This is a genomic window from Bariatricus sp. HCP28S3_A4, from assembly GCF_052066395.1.
GTDB lineage: Bacteria > Bacillota > Clostridia > Lachnospirales > Lachnospiraceae > Allocoprococcus.
This window is the reverse complement of record NZ_JBQHSE010000065.1, coordinates 1-4,354: the sequence shown is the minus strand read 5'-3', so window position 1 is coordinate 4,354 and position 4,354 is coordinate 1. Positions and strand designations below refer to the sequence as shown.

General features: G+C 35.9%; 5 protein-coding genes and 1 pseudogene. 3 read left to right on the top strand and 3 right to left on the bottom strand.

What is annotated here, in order from left to right:
- Both ACTNBF_RS16210 and ACTNBF_RS16205 read left to right on the top strand, forming a co-directional pair.
- A partial coding sequence (locus ACTNBF_RS16210; RefSeq protein ID WP_441089682.1) for a hypothetical protein occupies positions 1-285 on the top strand: 285 nt, incomplete at its 5' end.
- Between the two features lie 173 nt (positions 286-458).
- Positions 459-608, top strand: coding sequence for a hypothetical protein (locus ACTNBF_RS16205; protein ID WP_441027006.1), 150 nt, complete (start codon positions 459-461; stop codon positions 606-608).
- On the opposite strand, the gene ACTNBF_RS16200 is transcribed toward ACTNBF_RS16205, so the two are convergent.
- From ACTNBF_RS16200 to ACTNBF_RS16190, 3 genes and pseudogenes are all read right to left on the bottom strand, one after another.
- The gene (locus ACTNBF_RS16200) at positions 605-1,423 is read right to left on the bottom strand and encodes a hypothetical protein (RefSeq protein WP_427820749.1); all 819 of its coding nucleotides are present in this window, start codon (positions 1,421-1,423) and stop codon (positions 605-607) included. The genes ACTNBF_RS16205 and ACTNBF_RS16200 overlap by 4 nt on opposite strands.
- 2 nt (positions 1,424-1,425) lie before the next feature.
- The gene (locus ACTNBF_RS16195) at positions 1,426-1,956 is read right to left on the bottom strand and encodes an RNA polymerase sigma factor (RefSeq protein ID WP_427820748.1); all 531 of its coding nucleotides are present in this window, start codon (positions 1,954-1,956) and stop codon (positions 1,426-1,428) included.
- Positions 1,957-2,422: 466 nt separating this feature from the next.
- Positions 2,423-3,335, bottom strand: a pseudogene (locus ACTNBF_RS16190) (IS6 family transposase); the annotation flags it as partial.
- Positions 3,336-3,540: 205 nt separating this feature from the next.
- Between ACTNBF_RS16190 and ACTNBF_RS16185 the strand changes: the two are divergent.
- Positions 3,541-3,816, top strand: a complete 276-nt coding sequence (locus tag ACTNBF_RS16185) for a hypothetical protein (RefSeq protein WP_441089681.1) — start codon at positions 3,541-3,543, stop codon at positions 3,814-3,816.
- The last annotated feature ends 538 nt before the right edge of the window (positions 3,817-4,354 follow it).

Sequence of the window (4,354 nt, the reverse complement as noted above, 5' to 3'; positions counted from 1 at the left end):
TTCAAAAATATAGCAAGAGTACTTATTACGAAAAAGAGCCTTATTCGCCTCGCACTAGAGGAGAGAATGTCTAGTGAAACATATAATCTGTATCGCAGGATACGAAACGGAATAGAAACGATTCCCTCAATTCTTCGAAGAAACTATCATCTGGAAAAGCTTCCTCGTGGAAAACAAAGAGGAAGGTTCTTTTTCGGAAGTAAAATCGCAGCGTTGAATTTTCGAAAACTCTTTCACTATGTGAAAGGGTCTTCAAACTATGCAGAAAATCCTCTATTGGCATAAGAATATGGGAAGGGTATAGTTACAATCGACACCAAATATACCGAAAACTACGGTAGAAACTTATAAATTAAATAGCAACAAAAAGCAAAAAAGGGACGTTCGATGACAGGGCTTTTGACCCCAGCATCTTGACACGAGCAGCGCCCTTTGGCTTGGAAGGAGAACCGTTTATCTTGAAAGAAGATAAGACTCCCACCTCTATAGGTGGTGAGTTGCGACAAGTTATTCTTGGCGGGAGTCCAATCTTTTTCCAAGATAAAGCCTCGCAGCAAGTACGCCTCGGCGTACTTGAAGAGAAGTGTGACTATGGACTTGTCCCCTAGTCGCTTGTACCTTGGCCACTGATTATTGAAATTGTTCCTTCATGAAAACTGATTGTACTGGGGCTGGCACTAAGTATTCCAAGATTATAATAGCAATCTTCTGTGATTGTGTAATGATAGGAAACCTTGTTTGCGTTGAAAATTTCCATATCTTCTTTAAGTTCGCCGTCAATAATAGGTAAAATACAAAAAATAGATGTTGAATGTCCATAAGTTGGATAAAGTTCGGCTTCAAAGTTGATAATGTCACCTTTTTTTAATTTCCATCCTATGCTGTCAGTAGTAGTAAATACAACAAGTGCATTATTCATCATTATTACTTCCGGAGATAAAAATTGATTATCTTTTTCGGATGTTGGAAAAATGTTTACGGAATTAGGTCCTAATACGTCACCTTCAATGGATTTAACAATATCATTTTCAGGTAATTTGTAAATGGGAGGGTGTTTTAAGTAATTTTCATATTCTTCTGAGGTCGTCACAAATGCATCAGTCCATACTTCTTTTCCAATTAATTCCCGATTATCATTTGTTATTTCTTCGGCACCGCCCTCCTGCCATAATTTCCAATAAGGTTTTGCGATAACAGTGCCGGATATCAATAATGCAGCTGCAATAGAAATGATAATTAATTTTTTTGGAGTGAGTTTTTTCCTTCGCGTCTGAGAATTATTTAATGTATTGATTTTATCGAATACCATTTTTTTTGTATTTTCCGCAGTAAAAATATCATCAAAATCATCAGGAAGATTATCATTTGGCAAAATATCAACACATTCATCTTCTACAAGATCGAATATTTCATAATAGTTCATATTTACTCTCCTTTCTCTAATAATTCTTTTAAATGTATTTTTCCAGTTCGTAATCTTGTTTTCACAGTAGATTCAGGTAGAAGTTCTTCATCTGAAATTTCTTTGATTGTTTTGCATTGGTAATAATATTTGATCAAAACTATTTGTTCTGAACGTTTTAACTGCCGTATGCAACTGATCACCCAGTCTTTCGTATGAATTTTTTCGATTTCATTTTCATCAGTATTTAGTATTTCATCCATTAACGGAAGTGTCTGTTTGTATGCACGTAATTTAGATTTTGCAGCATTTTTTGCAATGGTTGCCAGATAATTTTTTAAATCGGAAAAGGTATCAAGGTCTACTTTATGTATATTTTTCCAAAGAAGAAAAAATGTATCACTTACAACTTCCTGAATATCCTCATTTCCCATCACTCCATTTAAGATATTGAAAACGATAACGGTAACATAACGATTGTATTTATCAATTAATAATTCGAGTGATTTATGATCTCCTTTTTGAATTTGATTTATAATAGTACGGTCATCCATCCTATCTCTCCTTTCGTATTGACTGGGTAATAAGTATTTTACATGTATTTATGAATATATACGATTATTTTTTTTAGAAAGTTTCAAAAAAAAATAGATATGTTTAAAACTTTTTACGAGTTGCATTCGTATATAAGGTTATATAAAAAAGGTAGTGTCAAGTAATCTATGAAAAACTGAGCCGAAAATAAGAGGCTCAAACGAACCTTAAAAATTGCAAATATATAAGACGGAAGACCCGCCGAAGGCTTAGGGCGCTGCCCTAAGAACTTGCAAGGAACCGGTCCCTTGATCCAATTCAGGATCTGCCCGGACCTATCCTCGCCGGAAGGCAGAAAAGGGCGTACTTACCCATTTCTGCTAAACAGGATAATACGTGAACCTTATGTCAAGAGGTTTTCACGGCATATCCTCGCACTTCATGCTCCAGTATTCCACGATCCTCCTGACAACGGTTCCGCTCCATTTACGCATTTTTCTGTTTCTGGAGATTCAGGATTGTCTGTTGGCAAAGGAAGAACAGCATCTGCCATTTTCTGGGCATGTTGTGAGCGACTTCCAGCATTTCTACTGTGTTCAGGACTTTATAGTTGTTGTGTTTGTGGGGATGCAGAAAGTTATAATATTCAACCCACAGAGCAAGGTCATAGTTGGCACCGTCGATGTTGTCAAATCTGTTTGTTTTTCGGTAGGACGCTTTATAGGTTCGGTTCAGCTGCTCGATCATCTGCTTGAATGGACGGGACTCTTTGGAAACCGCATCGTCGTTGGTAAGTCCAATCACCTAGGTAATGCTGAACTTGAAGGCATCTCCAAATTCATGAAAGAAATGCTGGGCAGCCAGAGGATAGGCACTGTAACCGTCTGCGATAAAGCGGAAGTTTTTTGGAAGCTCTTTGAAATGTCTAAAAGCCATACGCATTGCCATGATACAGGGATTGACGCCGCGTTTGTCAGAGACCTGATAACCGATGATGGAGCGTTTTGCAAGATCCATAATGAACCAGATATAAGTTTTTGATACCACTAATCTTGATATAGGCTTCATCAGCAGTGAAAGTGCTGTCGGCATGATAGTCATAGTTGTCCACGAAAGGTTTTACACAGATAGCAGCAGTTTTATAGTAGTTGGCGATCTGCTGGTGTGAGATCCGGATGTTATAAAGATCCTTCAAAGCCTGGGAGATTTTCCGCAGGGAGAGCCCGAGGTTAACGTGAAGAGTCAGGCACAGTGACATCACGTGGAAATAGAACTTGTTGAACTTCAGGGAAGAAGCGTTCTTCGGGAAAAAATCCAGATACATCTTAAAGAAATCCCCGGTGAATTCACGGTAGAGGTAGTGGAGGTTGTATTCGTTCTTGCCATAAGTTTTTTCAAGATGTGTATTTATTACATTAAAAGCACTACCAGTTAATGCTGCAAATGTAAATTTTGAAATAAATACTAGAGAACTTTATTACCAAATTGTTACTGAAGAAGGAGTAATTAGAGAAGAGGGAATTTGGTCAATTAATTTAAAAGATAATAATGATGTTTCACCAGCACAATCATTTCCTTCTAAAACCTTAAATAATGGAGAAATTATGTATTTAACTCCAAGCGGAGATTCTGGTTCTGATTTTTGGATATTGTCAGGAAGTTATATTGTATTAAGATTTTCACTAAATAGAACAGCTACTGTTTATACAGCTATTAGCAATAAGGATACACATTTGCCAATTGCTGAATGGAGTGGAAATACTAGTGGACGTTATATTTCGGCTAATGCACCAACTAGTGGTAAATATAGAGGAATAATCCGTAATGCATCTTCCTATGCAATAACAGTTACTGGTGCGGTATTTGATTGGGCGTTATGATTATAGTATAGTGCGAGCTTTGAAATTAGCTTTTTTTTATCGAGTGGAAGTAAGTTATGAAAGTAACATTAGATTCAGTGCAATATAGAACATATTGTATACATTGAAAGTTGGTATTTTACAATTAAGCCATAGAAATATAAAAGAATTTTATGAAAAATGGGTTTTATCACCTGATCGAAAAAATCGGTTATTAACAATAATTTCATTAGGATTAGGATTTCTAATTCCATATTTAGGGTGGAATCCACTTTTAATCTTATTGATTGTGAATGCATATTTGTCTTATAAAGAAGCAGAAGATAAAAAAATTCGATTTTTGTATGTTCTAATAACGGTAATAATTTCGGCAATGATTTCATTTAGTTTTATATGTTGGTTCTCTTGATTGAGATTTATTATTTAAATGTTGATTGTCAATTATAGGAAGGAGACCAGCTATGAAAAGTCAAGTATAAATTAGCCCAAAATTCTTTTTTCGTACCGATGGTAAAAAAGGGTAACTTTAATAAAGCTCCCGGGTGGGTGCATTTTTCAA

Excerpts from the sequence above, each read along its gene's own strand:
- ACTNBF_RS16200 (WP_427820749.1), bottom strand. The coding sequence starts at position 1,423 with ATGAACTATTATGAAATATTCGATCTTGTAGAAGATGAATGTGTTGAT.
- ACTNBF_RS16185 (WP_441089681.1), top strand. The coding sequence starts at position 3,541 with ATGTATTTAACTCCAAGCGGAGATTCTGGTTCTGATTTTTGGATATTG.
- ACTNBF_RS16195 (WP_427820748.1), bottom strand. The coding sequence starts at position 1,956 with ATGGATGACCGTACTATTATAAATCAAATTCAAAAAGGAGATCATAAA.